Source organism: Listeria tempestatis, from assembly GCF_963575625.1.
Classification (GTDB): Bacteria; Bacillota; Bacilli; order Lactobacillales; family Listeriaceae; genus Listeria; species Listeria tempestatis.
On sequence record NZ_CAUYTK010000005.1, the window covers coordinates 94,584 to 114,565 of the forward strand.

General features: G+C 36.9%; 15 protein-coding genes. 1 reads left to right on the plus strand and 14 read right to left on the minus strand.

All coding sequences use genetic code 11. The features are described from left to right. Nucleotides 1-2 precede the first annotated feature (2 nt). The 13 genes from R8923_RS08685 to R8923_RS08745 all read right to left on the minus strand — a co-directional run bounded on the left by R8923_RS08685 (nucleotide 3) and on the right by R8923_RS08745 (nucleotide 17,980). Nucleotides 3-800, minus strand: coding sequence for a hypothetical protein (locus tag R8923_RS08685; protein ID WP_485872385.1), 798 nt, complete (start codon nucleotides 798-800; stop codon nucleotides 3-5). A 14-nt stretch (nucleotides 801-814) separates the two neighbouring features. Then, complete coding sequence (locus R8923_RS08690) at nucleotides 815-1,144, minus strand: hypothetical protein (RefSeq protein ID WP_485872386.1); 330 nt, start codon at nucleotides 1,142-1,144, stop codon at nucleotides 815-817. A gap of 10 nt (nucleotides 1,145-1,154) precedes the next feature. Then, the gene (locus tag R8923_RS08695; RefSeq protein WP_485872387.1) at nucleotides 1,155-3,293 is read right to left on the minus strand and encodes a glycosyltransferase; all 2,139 of its coding nucleotides are present in this window, start codon (nucleotides 3,291-3,293) and stop codon (nucleotides 1,155-1,157) included. Nucleotides 3,294-3,302: 9 nt separating this feature from the next. After that, the gene (locus tag R8923_RS08700; RefSeq protein ID WP_485872388.1) at nucleotides 3,303-5,474 is read right to left on the minus strand and encodes a CgeB family protein; all 2,172 of its coding nucleotides are present in this window, start codon (nucleotides 5,472-5,474) and stop codon (nucleotides 3,303-3,305) included. Continuing rightward, nucleotides 5,435-5,920, minus strand: coding sequence for a hypothetical protein (locus tag R8923_RS08705; protein WP_485872389.1), 486 nt, complete (start codon nucleotides 5,918-5,920; stop codon nucleotides 5,435-5,437). Before R8923_RS08705 ends, R8923_RS08700 begins: the two co-directional genes overlap by 40 nt. Beyond that, on the minus strand, nucleotides 5,913-7,151 hold the full coding sequence (locus R8923_RS08710; RefSeq protein WP_485872390.1) for a glycosyltransferase: 1,239 nt from the start codon (nucleotides 7,149-7,151) through the stop codon (nucleotides 5,913-5,915). Before R8923_RS08710 ends, R8923_RS08705 begins: the two co-directional genes overlap by 8 nt. After that, nucleotides 7,148-8,344, minus strand: coding sequence for a glycosyltransferase family 4 protein (locus R8923_RS08715; RefSeq protein WP_485872391.1), 1,197 nt, complete (start codon nucleotides 8,342-8,344; stop codon nucleotides 7,148-7,150). The genes R8923_RS08710 and R8923_RS08715 overlap by 4 nt, the downstream gene beginning before the upstream one ends. A 24-nt stretch (nucleotides 8,345-8,368) precedes the next feature. Next, entirely contained in the window at nucleotides 8,369-9,643 is a 1,275-nt protein-coding gene (locus R8923_RS08720) for a nucleotide sugar dehydrogenase (protein ID WP_485872392.1), read from the minus strand. A gap of 16 nt (nucleotides 9,644-9,659) precedes the next feature. Beyond that, nucleotides 9,660-10,121 carry a DUF4352 domain-containing protein gene (locus R8923_RS08725; protein WP_485872393.1) on the minus strand — a complete coding sequence of 154 codons (462 nt, stop codon included), beginning with the start codon at nucleotides 10,119-10,121 and terminating at the stop codon, nucleotides 9,660-9,662. A 108-nt stretch (nucleotides 10,122-10,229) separates the two neighbouring features. Next, complete coding sequence (locus R8923_RS08730; RefSeq protein WP_485872394.1) at nucleotides 10,230-14,897, minus strand: immunoglobulin-like domain-containing protein; 4,668 nt, start codon at nucleotides 14,895-14,897, stop codon at nucleotides 10,230-10,232. A 333-nt stretch (nucleotides 14,898-15,230) separates the two neighbouring features. Further along, nucleotides 15,231-15,740, minus strand: coding sequence for a dihydrofolate reductase family protein (locus R8923_RS08735; protein WP_485872395.1), 510 nt, complete (start codon nucleotides 15,738-15,740; stop codon nucleotides 15,231-15,233). A 66-nt stretch (nucleotides 15,741-15,806) separates the two neighbouring features. Then, a complete protein-coding gene (locus R8923_RS08740; RefSeq protein ID WP_485872396.1) occupies nucleotides 15,807-16,658 on the minus strand; it encodes a MurR/RpiR family transcriptional regulator in 852 nt (283 codons plus the stop codon). Nucleotides 16,659-16,753: 95 nt separating this feature from the next. Beyond that, complete coding sequence (locus tag R8923_RS08745) at nucleotides 16,754-17,980, minus strand: LPXTG cell wall anchor domain-containing protein (RefSeq protein ID WP_485872397.1); 1,227 nt, start codon at nucleotides 17,978-17,980, stop codon at nucleotides 16,754-16,756. 430 nt (nucleotides 17,981-18,410) lie between these two features. Here R8923_RS08745 and R8923_RS08750 point away from each other — a divergent pair, with 430 nt between their 5' ends. Further along, nucleotides 18,411-19,037 (plus strand): acetyltransferase, encoded by a 627-nt coding sequence (locus tag R8923_RS08750; RefSeq protein ID WP_485872398.1) that lies wholly within the window; start codon nucleotides 18,411-18,413, stop codon nucleotides 19,035-19,037. Between the two features lie 22 nt (nucleotides 19,038-19,059). Here R8923_RS08750 and R8923_RS08755 read toward each other — a convergent pair whose 3' ends face one another. Beyond that, complete coding sequence (locus R8923_RS08755; protein ID WP_485872399.1) at nucleotides 19,060-19,959, minus strand: LCP family glycopolymer transferase; 900 nt, start codon at nucleotides 19,957-19,959, stop codon at nucleotides 19,060-19,062. Nucleotides 19,960-19,982 lie beyond the last annotated feature (23 nt).

The window sequence follows — 19,982 nt, forward strand, 5'->3', positions numbered from 1 at the left end:
TTCTAGTCCGCCTTCAAAATATAAGTGTCCGCTCCAATTTGAACCGTCTGCTCATTCGTTCTTTTCGTTTCATCTCGTATAAGATCTTCTAATACACCAAAAATAAATGGCGTATATTGATTAACAAGTCGTGTGTGCCGTTCATTACCCCTATTTAAAAAAAGTTGGCTTTTAATCCCTTTTTCTTGTAAAAAATGGCGATAGGTGAGTAATGCAGAAAACTGAATATCTTCTAGCCCTGTATAAAAACAAATTCTAGTTGAGGAGCGTTTGTCATAAAGCGGCGCTGAATAGAACACTTCATTTACACGCTCCTCAAAAATCGCATTTTCTGCAAAAAATAAGCTTTTTTCTGCAGGACAAAGTATATTAATATAGTCCGCTACGTGAATTTGTGGCACGAGAGAAAAAACATCTGTAATGAGTGGATTCATAAGTCCATAAAGTAGCGCACCCGTCCCACCTTTACTTGAACCAAAAGCAATAACTTTTTTATAACGATATTTTTGAATAAATTGGGTAAGTTCCATGTTGAACTTTTCGTGTATAAATTTACCCGAATCAATTAAATACCATCCGTAAACCTTGGAAAAGTGATCTTTCACAAACAAATAATCGGCCGCTTTTACGCGTTCAGCAAATTTTATCCACGTATAGCGCTCATGCATCAAAGCAACTTGCTTCTGATCTACTTCTTGCTTAAAAATTGCTGGAATAGCATCATTTAAAGGCTTCCCTGCGTTTTGAAAGACAATCACAAGTGTATCGCTCCCGTTTTGAAAGTGTTTCCCATGTAACATCTTCTCGCGCCCCTTTAAATATCCACAATTTTTGTTTTATGCACTGATTCACTTATTTTCGTTTTAACTTCATTCGTTTTATTATGCTTTACAAAAACTTTAACAAAATATTCCCCACCCTCTGTTAAGCGAATTTGGTTTGTATCAAATTGGGTATATTTTGATTTAGCTACTGCTTCTGCTTGACCTTTTTTATAAATATAAAATGCAAACGTAAAAGACGCTTGCTGGTCTTTCGTATTTAGGTGGCATTTCGTTTGCAAATAATCACCTATTAAGAACACATCTATTTTTTGTATAAGATCTACTTGTTTTTCCACTTTCTTCTTCATCCTTTTTTTCATATTTATCTCCTTAAATCGGTTTTTGAAGCATTTCAATGCACAAGTTTTCAATCCGCTTAATAATCGCTTGGCAATCAAATTTTTGACGCGCAAATTTCTTTCTACTTTCAACTTTATCAGCTTGCCATTCCCCTCGTATGACAGCTTTTACAGCTTCTTCCTTAGACGAGATGATGTAGCGACTTGGATATACAGTATCTGCACCCTTCCAGTCCCGAATAACAGGTATCGCGCCACTCGCCATCGCTTCTGAAACTGAAACATGCGAGCCTTCGTAATCACTTGGCGAAAGTAAAAAGCCAATTTTTTGTAGCCATTCTGGTACATCATTCCCGTGAGGATCAAAAATAACATTTTCACGCCACGGCGCCTTCTCAATTCGCTCTAGCACGGCCGTATAGAATTCGCGTTCTTTTTCTCGCGCCATTAACCAAGGCACTTCTTCTGGTCGCTTACTTTTAATAAATAATTTATAACGTTCATCCTTTTCAAAAAGCGCTTCAAATATATCAATAGCTAAGTCCACTCTTTTTCTTGCTGGTAAAATCCCGCAAATACCAAGATGAAATTTGCTATTTGGTTGTTTAGGTAAATCTAGTTTGTCAGCATCAATTAAATTATCAATGTATTTCATTTTATAACGCGGTATTTGGAAAATGGCATGAAATTCTTCCAACATGTAAGGTGTGATAACAATATATTGGTCCACTTTAGAATGATTGACTTGATGGAGAAATTTTAAATCTTTTTCTTGAAAGTGAAGGCGCGCAATTAGAGTTTGATGTTCTTTTTTATGTTCCGCGTACCAAACGAGGTTGCCAAGTCCCCACTCGCAAAAAACAATGTCAGCCCATTCGACACAAGCCCGGCTATGTTTTTCATCATGCTTTTCATGCGACGAAAACACATCTAGTTTTACTTCAAAAGCTGGATTTTCTTTAAAATAATCGATAAACATTGTCGCAAACTTTAAATCATGTCCAGCAAACACAATTTTTGTCGGCGCCTTTTTAAATGACCAAATGAACGTGCGCAAGCGATTATACGCCGCCTTAAAAGTAAATGCTTTGCTTGCATTATAAATTTGCTCGGCAGCTTTTGCATAAAGTGCTTCGTCACGTAAGGCAGCCTCTGTTTTTTCCATAAACTCTGCTTCCGTTTCAACAAAAAGTGGGTAATCACCTCCGAGTAAATCCTCGTGCATTTTCGTGCGCCTTACTAGCGCTGGCTTCCCTAATCTTCCGTACTCGAGTAACTTGCTTGATAGTTCCACACTTTCATCATTATCGAGCGCGGCACTTCTCCAGGCGATTCCAAGATCTGCATCCTCAATCAAATGCTCACATTCTTCCCTTGAAACGGCGCCGACCCAATCAATGGCTGCTGTTTCTTCCAAATCTTTTTTTACGCGCAATTGATTTTCCTTCTCCCGCAAACGATCTTGAAATTTATCCCCTACAATTTGAGTGTGAATTCGTTTATCCCGCTCTGCTAATTTTTTTGTCACTGAAATAATTTCTTCCGTGTGCCAATCCTCATGGAATTTACCACTATAAATAAGCCTAAAATGCTTATTTCGAAAACTCGGTGTAGCTTCAAAATTAGGAATCATTGGGTACAAAAGTTCAATTTTCTCCCCATCAACATGAATTAACTTTTTAAAAGCCTCTTTCGTTTCTTTCGTTTGCAAAAAAAGAAAATCAAAATGCTCGTAAACTCGCTTTAAGTCAGCGCGTTCCGCCTTAGTAGAACGTTCATCATGTTTAAAGTCGGTGAGGTATGGCACGGTAATTGATTGAAAGACATCATACTTCATAATTTCGCGGACCAAATTGAAACCACGAACAATCACTAAATCATAATGATTTTCCTTGTGAAGTTGCTTCATAATTTGAACGGCCTCTTCAACAGAAAGTCGTGAATGATTGGACACCACTTTTTTATCAAAAGGCTGTATCAAATGGACATTTTTTATCTCTTTTAATGCGCCCGTTAAATACGTCTTTTTCTCCTGCGCTTTTAAAAGCAAGTCCACTTTAACGTTTGGATTTAAAGCTAGCACCTGAGCCATTGAAGTTAGCCAAACCGCTGAACCATCCATAAAATTAAAATCAATATCTCCATATAATAAAATGCGTAATTGGCTCATTTTCCCCTCCTATAGTTCTACTGAATTAAGTGCTAACGGATTGGCACTTGCCCCTTCTCCAACAAAATTAAAACGGTCAGCACTAAACATTTTTGCTCCAAATCGTGCGTAACCTTCTAGATTCACATCCTGCTCAAAACTTTCAAGTAAATTTCTCATATTTTTTCGAAAGTGATAATTTGTTTGCATAATACTACGGGATGGCAGTAACTTTTGAACAAACAAGTATTCAGAATCCGCATGCACATATTCTAGCTTCTTTTTATTTGCTCTGTAAAACGAAGCTTTCCCAATAAAGTCCGCATCTGTATATAGCGAAGCTAACATGAGGTCCTTCAAATAATTCCTGCCGTAAAAATGATTCTCCGAAAAATAGGCCATAAAATCCGTATCAAACAATTTTTTTAAATCCGTATAGTTTTCCATGTAAGAAAGCAAATAACAAGAGGTTGTTTCCGTTTGATAACGATTTATAATGGCATTAAAATCAGAAAAGTCCTCTACACTCCGAATAAACAATGCCAGTTTCTTTTTTGAATAACTTTGTCTTTCAAAGGTTTTTATGATACTTTGAATTTCTTTTTCAGACTTAACAATCGCCATGACACAAACTGACTTTGTTGAATCCGGCAAATGAATACCCATATTTTTCAAAAGAAAATGTAGGCGATGCTTATAAGTATGGTTCTCATAAACTTCGCGAATTCCTTCTAGTGACCTCTTACGATAAGTTTGTTCGTCCTTCACAACTGCACGCATTTGGGCGCGTAATTGGTTTTTCTCTTCAGAAATCATGACGATATTTCCAAAAAGTTGCCAAATCCCTTCCGAATAACTGCTTAAAATTGGTGTTCCAGAGGCTAAGCCCTCAAATACGCGGCGCGAAAACATTGTTGGCGAATGAATCACACTATTTACATTAAGCATAAACCTGTACCCCTTATACGCCTTATCAATTTCTTCGTACTTCAAACTACCAAGAACATTTTTTCTGAATTTTTCAGGAAAACGAAATTCTGGTTCCGGGCGTTCAAAGTTCCGGTCATAAATGGCTAGTCCAAATTCTTGAGCGAACGATAACATTTCATCCATCACTTCACGTCTTTCTGGATGGCGGTTTGCATAGTAGGAACCTGCAAAGCAAATTTTATTCTCACGCGGAGCATCTAATTGAATAGGGTTGTGCTTTTTCGGTTGTGCTGCAAATGGTAGTGCATATACTTGTTCATGTTTCGCATGTTTTTTATACGCGGGTATCCGATTCGCATCTGTTGTATAAATATAATCAAATCGTTTGGCTGTATCGATAAATTTGTCAAAGTGTATCGGGTCTTCCTTGTTCCAAAACACGGTCGGAATGTCCCTTTTTTGGCACCATTTTAATAAATCAAATAACACTTCACGGCTGACGTTTGCATATCTCCCAACTTGATATTCCCAAGCGCCACCGTTACCATGCCAAGCAGATTCAACAAATAAAAGATGTGGTATATCTTTACTAAGCACTTCTTCCCAATTTTCAGGTGTAAAAGTGATTAATTCGACTTCTTCTTGAAAATTTGCCATTGTAAACTCATCAACGATGCATGCCATTTTCACACCACGAAGAGTTTTCACTTGTTCAACTTGGCTTGTAGCTATTATTTTTTCTGCTTTCTTTTCAAAAACTCTCTCCACAACCGCTTTTTTTATCCGAACAATCCCTTTTCCGGTAATTTTAAGCGCAAAGCGAAGATATTTTGTATTTTTTCCCACTGTCAAAAATTGCTCCTTCTCAATCGGGATCAATGTTGTTTTTTCTTTTTCTGTATCGTTATATTCGGCGATGGCTAACTTTACTTGTAAGCCTTGCGAAAGTTCAGTTTCAATTTGAATAGCTAATGTTTCGTCTGGTAAAACTCGAATAAAGTGTGTTGGGAATCTCGAAAAAGCTACATTATTTTCCATAAATGAAGCGTAATTCGCACGGTCATCCCCATTCGCAAAACAAAGGTTGTCTTCCAGCATATATGCATGAAGTCCTTCCTTCCCAACATACCACCAGTTTTTCGCATCACAAAAATGTGCATCTGTTATTAATTTTGGCTGAATATCTGCAATGATTTTTGTTTGAAAATGATTTATTTCTTGATATATGTCTACTATTTGCTTTTCAATTGCATCTTCTTTCGTAATTTCCAATATTTTCCAGTCCATTTCATTGTTTTTGTATTCATCATTTTATGGTGCTTCTCAGCTAACTTTTTGAGTGTTTTTTCTTTTTCCAAAAGCTCTTTCTTCGTGTCATCGCGCTCTTTAAATAACGCTTTAATTTCTGTATTTAAAGTTGCCATCCAGGCTTTTTGCTGCTCAAGCAAGTCAAATGTTTTTCGTTTATAATCGCTTAATTCTGCTTGTGTTTCTTTCCACTTTTCACAAAAGCTAATTTCGTTATCTATTTTTGTTCTAAGTGTGCTTAGTTCTTCATTCAATTGCTGATTTTCTGTTTGGAGCTTTCCAAGTTGTTCATTTCTTTCTTGAAGTTGTTTTTCTAAACGTTGATTTTCTGATCTAAGCGAAATCTCTTCATGAATATGCGCCGCTTGCCTTAGTTCTAACGACTTGTTTATTTCGCTTACTTTAGCCATTTTTCTTCTCATCCTCACTTATTTTCTGATAAATCCTTAAAAATTTGATTTTTTCATTTTCCCAGTTATATCGCTTCCTTGCAGTTAGTGCATTTTCACTCATTTTCTGGCGAATGCTAGGATTTTGCAAAAGATAATTAACTGCTTCTGCAATAGATTCTGGACTTTCTGAATTGACAAGAATTCCGTTTCCTTCTCGTTTGATTACTTTTTTCATTTCTGGGAATGAACATGAAATGACTGGAACCCCGGCCATCATATATTCAAAAAGCTTGTTGGAAGCTGCTGAAAAATGATTAAAACATGTGTTATTTAACAATTGAAAGCCTATATAGGCATTTCGTGTATAGCTTGGTAATTTTTGTACGGGAACTTTGTCTAAAAATTTCACCCGATTAGTTAAGCCGCGCTGCTCTGTCATGTCTATTAACTCACGTTTTAGTTTGCCATCACCAATAAAAACGACTACACCTTGCTCTATATAAGGGACAGCTTCCAATAAGGTTTCTAAGCCTCGTCCAATTTGCAAGCCGCCTTGGTAAAGCAACAATGGTTCGTCTTCTGATATTTGAAGTTGCTCATGAAGTGATATTTTATTTTGGCTTTCATCAAAAAAAGGATAGTTATATATCACTTCTGGTGTAAAACCATAAATGCGCCGAATAAATTTGGCTCTAGTTTCATTTTCATGAATGACACAATCTGGAAAATAAATAAGCCATTTTTCAGCAATCTGGTAGATTTTAGAATCATAGCCTGATCGACTTATGTTCACTTCATGCGAATCAAAAATGAGCTTTTTCCGCTTGAATTTCGCACAAAAAATTCCTTGAAAAAGTGTATTCAAATCATTGGCGTGATAAATATCCGTTTGAATCCGCAAGCCTAATATTAGCATTTTTATGATTAAAATTAATTTGCGCAGAAAAAACCGAGCTTTCGTTTCAAAGAGAAGAATACAAAACAAAATTAGTATAATGCCAGATATTGGAGCTACATACGCAACACATAGCGCGACTAAGTATACTAAAGCTTTTTGTAAAAATGTTAGTTTATAGTCTATTCGGCGTATTTGAAAATTTTCCGTTCGCTTTTCAAAAGCTTCTTGATGCCCTTTTAAGGCTATTAGACAAACGAAATATCCCGCTTCTTGAAGGGCCATACACTCTCTTAGCACCCGTGCATCATTTGTAAATTCGTTCCAAACGAACATTGTTACTCTTTTTTTCATCGCTCATCCTCAAAAATTATTTTATACAATAAATCTTTATTTACTTCCCAATTAAAATTTTGCCTTGCATATTCATTACCATTTTGACCATAGTACTTGCGCAAATCTGGATTTTCGATAAGCTCACTAAGGTTCTTTTTCATCATGGAATAATCATTTTTATTGAAAACAAGTCCCGCTCCTGCCTTTTCAATAATTTTCTTCGAATATCCAGATGTTATACCAATAATTGGTAGGGAAGCACCCATATAGTCAATTAATTTACCTGGTATAACGGTTTTAAAAATAGGATGTTCCTTTAATCCAATATAAGCAATGTCTGCCTTACGCAATCTTTCCCACACTTTCCGTCTTGATTCTGGCGGTTTAATCTCAATATTTCTAAGACCCTTATCTAAAATTTTCTGGCAAATCTCTGCATAATGTTTTCCGTAGCCAATTAACAAAAAATGAACATTTTTACATGACTGAAAATCTTCTGCCAAACGAAACAAACTTTCTATATCTTGAGCCATTCCCATATTTCCAGTGTAAACGACCGTCACTTTCTCTTTATTTGAAAAAGTTGGAACTATTTCGAGCTCTGAATTTGTTAGTCCATTGGGAAGAAAATGAATTTTTTCTTTGTCCCTAATTGTTTTTTGAATATAGGTTGTAAAACCCTCACTATTTACAATTAACTTATCTGCTTTTTGGTAAATAAGTTTTTCTATTTTATAATTTAAATAACGAATCACTTTTGGGAAAATTCCCTTTAACGCGCTTAAAGTTTCTGGCCATAAGTCGCGAATATCAACGATAAATTTTGCTTTAAACTTCCACTTGGCTACGAGTCCAACAAGCGGTATCGAAAGAGGAGGAGATGTTACAAATACCACATCATACTTTTCGGTTTCTGCTAAAATCATTTTATAAAAGCGAAATAGAACTTCTATATATAGCAACAAACGGCGCAAAAGATTTTTTTCGAACCTACTACTCCTTGTTTGGATACGTTCGATTTTTAAACCTTGAGGCGCCTCTTGCCAAAAATCTTTTTGTTCATAAAGTTCTTTTTGCGGATAATGTGGTTCCGTTGTCCAAACCGTAACTTGTGCAGCATCATTTAAATAGTGACAAATCCCTCTCATTCGATTAGCCGCACTTCCGATTTCTGGAGGGAAATTCTGGGTAATGACCAATATTTTTTTCATATAAACTTTTTTCCTCTAAAGTTTTTAGACCCTCACTAAATGATTTTTTAATTCAAAAAGATTACCCAAATTAAAATAGTTTTCATCATTTTTATAAAGTTCTAGAATATTTTTAGTATCAATGACAATTGCTTGATTCGTTTTAGCAAAATCCTCAGCTTGTAAATTCTTAAACACACTATGATCGGCCAAAATTAATACTAAATCGGCATTTTCCAGGGCTACTTCCAAATTAGGCTCAATAAAATCCGCCTTTATGTGCGGTTCATAGGCCACAACTTGATAATCTCGTCTCGCCAGTAATTTCTGATAAATTTCAATTGCTGGACTTTCGCGAATATCATCAATGTCACCTTTATAAGTAAGCCCCATCACAGTAATTTTCGGATGTATTTTATCAGCTAAAGCCATACTTACTTTTTCAATGACATATTCTGGCATAGACGTATTAATTCCTCTTGCCATCTGGATAAGCGGTGACTCTTCTGGCGCTTTCGCCGCAATAAAATACGGATCAACTGCTAAACAATGTCCACCAACACCAGGGCCTGGGGAATGCAAATTGACACGTGGATGCTTATTCGCTAGCTCAATGACTTCCAGTGCGTTAATATCAATACGGTCGCACACTTTAGCAAGCTCATTGGAAAGCGCAATATTAACATCGCGATATGTGTTTTCCATTAGCTTTGACATCTCCGCAACTGCCGCACTAGTTTCAAGTAATTCTCCTTTTACAAAAACACTATAAACAGCTTTACCAGCCGCCGCACAAGCTTCTGTCATGCCGCCAATAATACGGTTATTATGAACTAACTCATGAATGACTTGGCCTGGGAGCACGCGTTCCGGGCAGTGGACAAGAAAAATGTCTTCCCCAATAGTAAATCCTGCGTTTTCAATCACAGGTTTGATGTAGTCTTCCATTGAACGCGGCGCAATAGTCGATTCGACAATGACCGTATTTCCTTTTTTTAAACAAGGTAACGTCATCTCTACCGCAGATAAAACGTAGTCTAAGTTGCATGATTTAAGTAAATCATCGTTATTTGGGGTAGGCACAGCGATAATAAAAACATCTGCCGCTTTTGGGATTAACCCAACATGGAAATTCCCTTGTTCTATCGCTTGATTGAGTGCACCTTGTAATCCTGGCTCCTCAATGTGCACTTGCCCCTTTTGTAGCAAGTTAACTACTTGTGGATTGACATCCACACCTAAAACTTTTTGATTATGGTTGGCAAACATAATTGCAGTTGGCAACCCAATATAACCTAATCCTAAAACTGTTATTTCCACAAGCTCGCCCCCCATATTATTTCGCAGCTGGAATATCAATATCCCAATTTGCTACATCCTTTTTACTCACTACATAAATAAGTTCACCTTTTTTGACTGATTTTGGCAATTCAAAGAAGGCGCTACCGGTTAGTTTTTTCCCTTGAGCAATAACATCACCAAAGTTATTCCCTTGTGGGAAAACCAAATATGTTTTTCCATCTGCTTTAATTTTAAAATCTCCTGCGCCAATGCTTACTTCGCCAGAATCTTTATTTGTGATGATCATGCCGATTTCCACCATGTTTTTGTCGCCTTTTGCATTCTCTGTCGTTTGAATGGAGTTGATTTTTATATTCATATTGTTTACTGTTTTTGAAACATATTCTTTATTTTCTGTTGTTTTTTTTTCTTTAGCCGAATCATTACTGCACGCTGCTGAAATGGATATAGTCCCAATTATTAGCAGTATGAGTAAGCCTTTCATACTTTTCTTCATTTAAAATTCTCTCCTTGCTCTTCCTAATCAAAGAATCGTGTATAAGCAGTTGTATTCGAACGCCTTTTTATAACTTAGACGTTCGAATACATTACTTACATGTAGTTTTTATTCCGTCAACTGGACATCTGCTTCTGATAATTTATTTCCTAAACTGTCTTTTCCGTACACTTTTACTTTGTCAGTGACGCTTGTTACTTTTCCTTTTAGGAAATATTCATACGTATTATCTGCTTTAACAGGAATGGTTTGTAATTCTGTCCCATTAACTTCAACTGAGACACGTGTAACATCACCAGTATATGTGCCCGTTAAATAGTTGTCCGTAATTTTATAACTGTTAGCTGCAATTGTACCTGTTACTTCTGTTAGAGTTAGACTTACTTCCGCAACTTGTGTACCGTCTGCTGCATAACCAACCATTTTCACATCATCATTAACACTGGTAATTAATGGTGCTGCATAATAACTGATTACATTGTTTTCTTTTGGTGGAATTCTTGATTGTTCTACTCCGTTCACAACTAATGCAACTCTGTATACATCTCCGGTATAAGTACCTTCTACGTATTTATCATTACCAACTTTAAATTCGTTAAGTGTGATTGTACCTGTTACAGGTGCTTTATCTATGATTGTAACCGGGACGCGATTTAATTCTTTCCCTAAAGAATCATACCCAATTGCATATACCACATCATCTGGGCTTGTGATTAGATTTTTTGAATAGTATTCGTACTTATTACCACTTACAGGAATTGCGCTTTGCACAGTACCGTTAACTTCTAGAGCTACTCGTGTTATATCTCCCGAATAAGTTCCTTTTACACGTTCCTGTCCAATTTGATAAGAAGCTGCCGTAATTGTTCCGTCTGTTGTATAAATATTTAATTGTTTGGAACTAACAACCTTACCTTTTGAGTTCAAACCTTCAACCATAACGATATCCGTTACATCCGTTACGATATTTTTAGCATAATATTTAACCACGTTACTGTTTGCTGGAATAGTTGAATATGTTTGATCTCCTTTAACAACACGAAGCTTGACGATATCACCTGTGTAAGTTCCTGTAATCCTTTCATCAACGCCTAGTTTATAGGAATTTAGTGTAATTTCTCCTGTAGTATCAGGTGCTGTGATTACCGTTACTTCTTTACTATCTAATAATTTTCCTTGTGCATCATAGCCCTTGATAATAACTATATCCGATACTTGAAGGATTTTATCATTTGCATAGTAACTGATGACACCTTTTTCAACCGGAATTCTTGTGAATTCTTTACCATTAACTGTCAGGCTAACTTTAACGATATCACCTGTGTAAGTTCCTTCAACTTGGTTGTCAGAGCCTTTGTGGAAATCACCTACTGTTATTTCGCCAGAAGTCGTTTTTTGTACAATGTTTACGATTGTCCGGTCAAGCTCCTTACCATTTGCATCGAGCGCTACCGCATAAACAATATCCGTAACACTTGTAATCAGATTTTTTGCATAATATTTATACGGACTTCCTGATACTGTAATAGCTTGCTTTTCTTCATCGTTTACAATAAGTTTTATTTTTGCTACATCGCCCGTATACGTACCTCTCACATAACCGTCAGGGTCTTGTAGCAAATAATCATTTGCTGTAATCGTTCCTGAAGTTGGCTCTTTAATATTGACTTGCGCACGATCCAACTCTTTACCAGTTGCATCAAGAGCAACGATGTACACTTCATCCGTAGCATTTAATATTTTATCTTTTGCAAAATAGTTATAAGGATTAACTGTTACAGAAATCGTTTGTTTTTCTTCACCATTTACGATAAGTTTTAGTTTTGCTACATCACCCGTATACGCACCTGTCACATAGTTATCCGTACCAATTGTAAAGTCATCTGCTGTGATTGTTCCAACAGTTGCTTTTTTCACATTAACTTTTGCACGGTCCAGCTCATTTCCGTCCGCATCAAGTCCGACGATATATACTACGTCTGTTGGATTCTTAATCTTGTCACTCGCGTAGTACTTGTAAGTAGGATTAGTTGTTACAGAAATCGTTTGCTTTTCCTCACCATTTACAATAAGTTTTAGTTTTACTACATCGCCTGTATACGTACCTGTCACATGACTATCGCTACCGATTGTGAAATCGTTTGCTGTAATTGTACCTTCAGTATTTCTTTCAACTGTAACTGTAATCGTCTTCGTTGCTTCGTTTCCATCGCTGTCCGTTACTTTATAGCTAACTTCATACGTGCCAGCCTTCGTTGTATCTACATTGTTTGCTGTTACTTCAATGGCACTTGTTAAATCGCCATCTTCTGCGTCATTTGCTGTTACATCTGCTTTTGGATCAAACGTGTCACCTACTTTGATTGTTTTATCTTCTGCTGTAATAACTGGTTTATCGTTTGTTCCTACTGTTACGGTAACGGTTTTCGTTGCTTCGTTTCCGTCGCTGTCCGTTACTTTATAGCTAACTTCATACGTGCCAGCCTTTGTTGTATCTACATTGTTCGCAGTTACTTCGATTGCGCTTGTTAAATCGCCATCTTCTGTGTCATTTGCTGTTACATCTGCTTTTGGATCAAACGTGTCGCCTACTTTGATTGTTTTATCCGCTGCTGTAATAACAGGTTTATCGTTTGTCCCAACTGTTACGGTAACGGTCTTCGTTGCTTCATTTCCGTCGCTGTCTGTTACTTTATAGCTAACTTGATATGTGCCAGCTTTTGTAGTATCTACATTATTTGCTGTCACTTCAATGGCACTTGTTAAATCGCCATCTTCTGTGTCATTTGCTGTTACATCTGCTTTTGGATCAAACGTGTCGCCTACTTTGATTGTTTTATCCGCTGCTGTAATAACGGGTTTATCGTTTGTTTTCACTGTCACAGTAACGGTTTTCGTTGCTTCGTTTCCGTCGCTGTCCGTTACTTTATAGCTAACTTGATATGTGCCAGCTTTTGTTGTATCTACATTATTTGCTGTCACTTCAATGGCACTTGTTAAATCGCCATCTTCTGTGTCATTTGCTGTTACATCTGCTTTTGGATCAAACGTGTCGCCTACTTTGATTGTTTTATCTGCTGCTGTAATAATCGGACTGTCATTTGTCACTACAGTAACTGTAACTGTCTTCGTTGCTTCGTTTCCATCACTATCTGTTACTTTATAACTAACTTCGTACGTACCTGTTTTCGTTGTATCCACGTTATTCGCTGTCACTTCAATGGCACTTGTTAAATCACCATCTTCTGTATCACTTGCTGTGACATCTGCTTTTGGATCAAACGTGTCACCTACTCGAAGTGTTTTGTCTGATGCTGTAATAACAGGTTTATCATTTGTTCCCACAGTAACAGTAATAGTTTTTGTCGTTACATTACCATCACTATCTGTTACTTTATAACTAACTTGATACGTACCTGGTTTTGTAGTGTCTACATTATTTGCTGTTACTTCAATGACACTTGTTAAGTCCCCATCTTCTGTGTCACTAGCTGTAACACCTGCTTTTGGATCAAATGTGTCACCTACTTTAAGTGTTTTATCACTTGCGTTAATGACAGGCTTATCATTTGTAATTGTGTCATTTGATAGTCTTTCAAATTTCTGATTTTCAAACTCTGTTTTGAATGCTGGCACATTTGTAATTGAAACCGTGCTTACATTTCCGTATAAATCTGTTATTGATGTTAAATTTTTCCACACATATTTTGGTGTTCCAAGAATGTCAGTTCCTTTTTCCCAAGCAGCAACATTTTGGTTGGTAGTTGAGAAAACACCGCCATTACCTTCCATATAGAGTGCTAAGCCCGTTCTGTTTTCATTTCTAAAGTCAAAGTATTCTACACTATCCATTGTCACTTTCCCAGAAGGAGAGATTTGAACAGCATATAGACTTATCGGAGAGGAAATAGCTTCAAATGAGGCAGTTTTTGTCATTGTTAGTTGATTTACATAAATGCGTGACTCAGATGACATTACTGCTTTTTGATAATTTAATTTCACCTTACTTCCTGAACCAACATTTACAGCTGTTTCAACACCTTTAATACCCGCATATCTGCTGACAATATTAAGTTCTGCTGTGTCATTAATCGCAAATGTTTGTTGAGGTCCATTAAAATACATACCGATTCCCATTGAATCAATAGATAGCTTAGCGCCCGCTCCTAGTTGTACATTTCCTGATGAATAGACTTGAATAGCGTTAGCATCACCCGTGTTTTTAATAGTTGTCGTAGATGCTTGATCAAAAATAAGGTTTTTCACGTTAAACACATCTGTTACACTCGGTGTCGTGAAACTATTATTTCCTTTGATATAAGTAGTACCGTTAATATTTGAAACTGCTTGTCCGCCATTTAAAGTGACATTCTCAAGTGTAACACCGTAGTTCACTACACTCGTTTTAAAAATAACTCTCGAGCTTGATGAAAAATCAATATTCGAGAAAACGACATTTGCCACGCTGGACAAATCACTTACGAAACTACTATTATTAAGCGTTACTTTATGATTTGCACCTTCGATTGTCACGTCATGTTTAATGACGTAGTTTGTGAAATCATTTAATACTAAATCATTTTTTAATATGACTTTGCTAACTAATTCATTATTTAACGCACTTCGTAGTTCTGCCTCAGTACCTACTTCAAGCGTTACCCCTGCTTCTGCCTTCGTTACCCCTGTTTCCGCCTTAGCTGTTAAAGGTAAGAGCGAATTAGATAATGTTAATAAAACTAGCATTGCAACAACTAGTGATGATAAGATTTTTTTCATGCCATAGCTCCTTTTTTACTAATAAATTAAGTCGTGATATATCTTTCAGAATTGTAAAATTTTTAAATTTCCATGATACTCACTCCCTTAAACTAACTTCCTTTCCATAAAGAAGTTAAGATTTATAGTATAGTATAACAATGAGCCCCCTATATGTCTGTATACTATTTATGAGGAATTACACTTTTTACGCCTCTTTAAATCAAAAAAAAGTCTTGACAAATTCCAAAAAAAGGATTATGTAACCATTGCAATCCATCTAATATTCACCCGAAAAAAAAAGCTCACTCCATCCACTTTACGCGAATTTAGTAAGCCTTGTTCACATACCCATCATTTTTCAAAAACCATTTCAGCAAATTGCCCATATTGATGCACTTCCATTAATTTGAAACGCTTTACCTCTTCCTCTTGTGTAAATAACGGAATCCCTTTTCCTAGTAACACTGGCGCCACTTGAACATATAATTTATCCACCATATTTTCGTTCAAAAGCGGTGCCAAAACGCTGTTCCCACCAACAATCCAGACATTTTTATCCGCCGGAAGCTGTCGCACAAATTCTACCACATCACCTTGAACTTGCTGAAAGCTCTTTAAAGCAAGTTCTTTTCCGTGAGTGAAAACGTAATTTTGCGTTGTTGCATAAAGCGATTCGATGCCTGCAATATCAACAATTTCATCATATGTCTTCTTCCCCATAATTGAAATATCCATTTGACTATAAAATTCCGCATAGTTGGTCTCCTCTGGAGCACCCGTTTGATGCAGCCAGTCCAAGCGATTGTTAGCATCTGCCAAGTATCCGTCCATCGAGATACAGCCGTAGAAATAAATGCTCATAACAATTTCCCCTTTCGCGCAGTTGGCCCTCTTTAAGTGATAAAAAAAGGTATGCGCAAACTCATTTTATTCCCGAAAGCGATTAGTTGCTTCTCGTGATTTTTTGATGTGCGTAATCATGTCTTCGTAACGTTTTGAGGCAAAATAATAAAACAAAATATCAATAACCAAAAGCTGCGCCTGCCTAGAGCTTGTAGCAGTACTTCGTAGTTCAGCTTCCGGGGCGCGCGAAGTTTCAAGCACAAAGTCCGCAATAGATTTTAGTTTATTATTGCCAAAACGCGTTAGGCTAACGACTTTCAAGCCGCTTCGTTTCGCCTCTTTCGCCAGTTGTAGAACTTCCGATGTTTCCCCGCTATTTGAAATCGCAATTAAAATACTATTTGGATTGCCTGCTGAAAATGCCATAGCTAAAACATGCGGATCTTGCGATAAGAAAACATTTTTACCAGCACGTAGCCATTTTTGTGCAATATCCTCCGCAATAAGCCACGATGCCCCAACACCGTAAGCATAAATCGTTTCAGCTCGTTCCATCTCGGCGCAAACTTGCAAAATAGCTTCCTCTCTCAATTGGCTAGCTGTGTCTTGCGTAGTTTGGATCATATTCGAAACCAGTTTTTCACGTATCGAATCAAATGACTCGTCTGGTTCAATATCATAATAGCCTGCTTTTTTAGGTAATGCGAGTTCCATCGAAAGCTGCCGTTTTAGTTCCGGAAAACTATCCAAATTGAGTGATTTTGAAAAGCGGATAACTGCTGCTGCACTGGCATCTGCCTTATTTGCAAGACTTTGAACAGAAGCTTTAACAGCAAAATGAGGATCGTTCAAAATGGCTCGTCCAATTTTTTGCTCCGATTTCGGTAGCGAGTCTAATATGCCATTAATTAAATTGATAATACTACCATTTGCCATAAAATCATTCTTCCCTACTGTTTTTCTTTGATTATAACACAGCTTACTTTAAACAAAAAAGAAGACGCAAAATTCCACGTCTTCTTTTACATAAATTAACTACGTTTTCTTAAATAAAAAGCAGCTAATAGAGTCACAATTGTTCCAACTGCTACGGCACCCCCTGTAGCAGTATCGCCAGTCTTAGGTAATTTCGCAACAGGATCTTTTACTTTCACTGGCGTAGTTTTAGCAGTCACGGTTTTTGTTACACCCGGCTTATTTACTTGCTTCACTACTACACCTTCGCCCGTGTATGTGTATCCTGCAATGTCACTGTATTCAAGACTTTGCATATCAACACTCATAATATAGATTGTTTGGTTTTTTTTTAGCGGTGTTTCAAGATGGATGTGGAACTCCCCATTTGCATTAGCATAACCTGTACCAAGAACCGTTACACCATCCTCTGCTGTTATGCCAACAAAAGCATATGGACGCGTTTTTCCATAAATATCGCTTGCCGTTGATTTATTGGTATCCATTGTTGGAGCAGCATAGGACGCTTCTTCACCAATAGTTGATTCAGGGTCTACAACATGATAGGTCATCGTAACACGAGCTTCATTTCCTGCCGCATCACGAGCTACAATTACTGCTGTAAATATCCCTACTTTAGATGTATCAAGTGTCTCACGACCATCTGCAAAGAAAACTTCATAATCGACTGAGTTGTCATCTGCAACAACAAAATCTTCTGCATACCAGAAGTCCTCGCCTAATTCAAGATAAATATCCTCATCTACAAGCTCAATAGTTGGTTTTTGTGTATCTTGTACAACATAGTTTACCGTGATTTCTTCCGTTGTAGTACCATCAGTCGCAATCACTACAACAGATTTGTTCCCGATAGAAGAAACATTCGGTTTTACTTTAAAACTTAACGCTACACCATCTTCTGCAGTTACAAAATAATTTGGTGTTGTTGTAGCATTTACCTCAACTTTCACTCCAACTTTAGCTACTGCAAGTGGAGTTGCCGTTAAGTTTGCTAGTTTTGTTTCATCAACTGTTTGAAGTGCTGGTTTTTCTGTTTCTACTGTTTCTCCGCTTTTTTCTACATTTGGTGTTTCACTTACTTGTTCTTTCGTTACATCTTCTTTTCCCGCTTCATTAGGATTAGATTGAACCACATCTGCTGGACTTTGTTCAGATACTTCTGCTAACGTTTGATTAACTTCACCATTTGAAATGTCCGTTTCGTTTGCAAATGCTACCGTCGGTAATGCAAGAACTATTGATAATGCTAAAACACCATAAGCTAGTTTCACACCTTTTTTCATAATCAATCTCCCTTATATTTTATTGTGTGCATTAAAATAAAGTCTTCCTTTTGTTTCATTTTTATCTCAAATTCACACATTTTAAGTATATCATGTAACCTTTATGAAATATGTAGATGAATTGTGAATCTTTTCTCTAAAAGCGTATAAAAAAAATCTCAAAATAGCTTTTTTGCTAAGTGGCGTGAACTCTTACCCCTTAGAGACCGGAAAAAGCGTGTTTTTCAAACAAGTTTCTTTTTAAATTCGCGTTTATTGGAGTTTGCTTTCACATACATAGAATCAATAAAGGTAGCATATGGTTTAACGAAACTCACTTTCTATAGCAGCTTCTAAACTTGTAAATTTTGCAGTTATTTTTATAAAAAACTAAACTTTTTAAACATGATTGAGATATAATGAAAGAGAGCTTAGATGGGAGGCAATCTTATTGAAGAATATAATCGTAATCGGAGACGGAGGACATAGTAAGATCGTTCAACATCTGATAAAACAACTTAAAAATTATCAGTTAATCGAAATTTGGGATGATAAATTTCAAACAGATGAGTATATTGACAGCGTCCGCTACCGTCCACTTACAAAAAACTTAGATGAAAAACGGACAGATGCTTTATTTTTTATCGCCATAGGTCATAATGCGGCGAGAGAGAAAATAGTCCATGCTCTTGCTAAAAATCAAAATACCTTTACATCACTCATACACCCAACCGCGATTGTGGAAAGTCCCAATCAAATTGGGGTTGGAAGCCTAATTATGGCTCGTGCAATAGTCCAACTAAACGCTCATGTAGGAAATCATGTAATAGTGAATTCTGGGGCAATCATCGAGCATGACACCGAGCTGTCTGATTTTAGTCATATTGGACCAGGATCCGTTTTAACAGGTGGCTGTAAAATTGGTCAGGGCACGCTAGTCGGTGCAAATAGCACATTTATCCCTCTTGTTACTGTTGGAGAAAATGCCAAAATTGGAGCGGGTAGTGTGGTAACGAAGGATATACCTGCCGCTTCAGTTGCTGCTGGTGTTCCAGCTAAAATCATTTCGAACAAATAACCGTATTCGGGCTCGAATACGGTTATTTGTAGCTTAAAGCAGATTTAATTTCAGCTTGCAATTTAGCTTTATTTGAAACTTGATAATAGTAGATGCCATCAATCTTTACGCCAACGCCAGGAATTGTTTTATGGATAATATTTTTGCGGGCATCTTGATAATTTGATAAAATATCTCGTAAATTATGAAAGGTCAAATTGGTTTCCATATTAATCCCAGTAGCTTCAAAAATTTTATCAAAATTTACAATTGTTCCCGGAGATGCTATTTTGTCTACAATCGCTAAAATAACTTGTTGCTGGCGCTTTTGGCGACCAAAGTCACCTTCAACGTCTGTTTTACGGATTCGAACGTATGTCAGCGCGTCCTTCCCGTCTAGGCGGACTTCACCTTTTGAAAAGCTTTTCTTACCAATACTAATATCTTTGTCATTATAAACGGTAACACCACCAACTGCATCGACCAGGTCACGGAAACCTTCCATATTAATTTTAACAAAAAAATCAACTGGTGCATCAAGAAACATCTCCGTCGTCTGAATTGAAAGCGGTACGCCACCAAATGCATAGGCGTGATTAATTTTATCTTCTTTATTTTTATCGGGGATAAAAACACGCGTATCACGAGGGATACTTGTTAAGGTAACTTCCTTTTTTGTTGGATTGACGGTCATATAAATCATTGTATCTGTCCGCCCTACATCATGTGTCCTAGCATCTGTTCCGAGCAGCAAAATTGAAAATGGCTGCCCGACAACTAACTTTGCGGATGTTTCATCTTGGTTTGCATCTTTTTCTGGAATCCCAGTTTTCGTATAGATTTTCTGGAACATTTTTGTTGAGGAGTAGACAAAATAACTCGTATAAACTAGCACAGATAGTAGTAAAATACTAATACTCCACCAAATTATCCGTTTTCTCATCCTTCTTTTCTTTCTCAAAGCGG